At 58.0% G+C, this 536-nt stretch carries 1 protein-coding gene; it reads left to right on the top strand.

All coding sequences use genetic code 11. The features are described from left to right. Window positions 1-206: hybrid sensor histidine kinase/response regulator (locus QQJ79_RS15950; protein WP_284223925.1), on the top strand; the 206-nt coding region annotated here is incomplete at its 5' end. Window positions 207-536: the final 330 nt, after the last annotated feature.

The following is a 536-nucleotide window of genomic DNA, read 5'->3' as shown; positions in this document are numbered from 1 at the left end:
TCCCCGACCTGAAAATCCTGCTGATGACCGGCTATGCCGCAGAACGCCAGCGCGCCCACAATCTGGACGACCTGATTCACGATGTGATCTCGAAACCTTTCACCCTGTCCGAGATTTGCGGAAAGGTGGAAGAGGCACTGGTCTCAGAGCCGGGGCCGGGGGAGGGTGCCTCCACCCGCGATATGGGCCTGATCGACAAGCGCTAGGGCCGCGTCGGTCAGCTCTTTGGCAGGGCGTCCCTGTTCTTTTTCTCTCTACGCTCCGAAGACACCCACTCCACCCAAATCTTTATCGATCTCGGTTTGATGTCCTGCGCCTGTTGGCAAGGTTGATTCGTGCTGTCCGTTCATGAGGGGGAGGCCGGACAAGCCGAGGCCGGATAAAGCCATGCACGAACGCACCGGGCCGCAGGCCACAAAAACAGAGTATTGGGAGAAATGTCGGGGGAAATATCGGGAGATGGTGCCCCTGGCCTGACTCGAACAGGCACGTCCTGAGGACAACAGATTTTGAATCTGTCGCGTCTACCAATTCCA

The sequence above is a fragment of the Brevundimonas denitrificans genome, from assembly GCF_030160755.1.
Lineage (GTDB): Bacteria > Pseudomonadota > Alphaproteobacteria > Caulobacterales > Caulobacteraceae > Brevundimonas > Brevundimonas denitrificans.
This window is presented reverse-complemented; position numbering and strand designations above follow the sequence as displayed.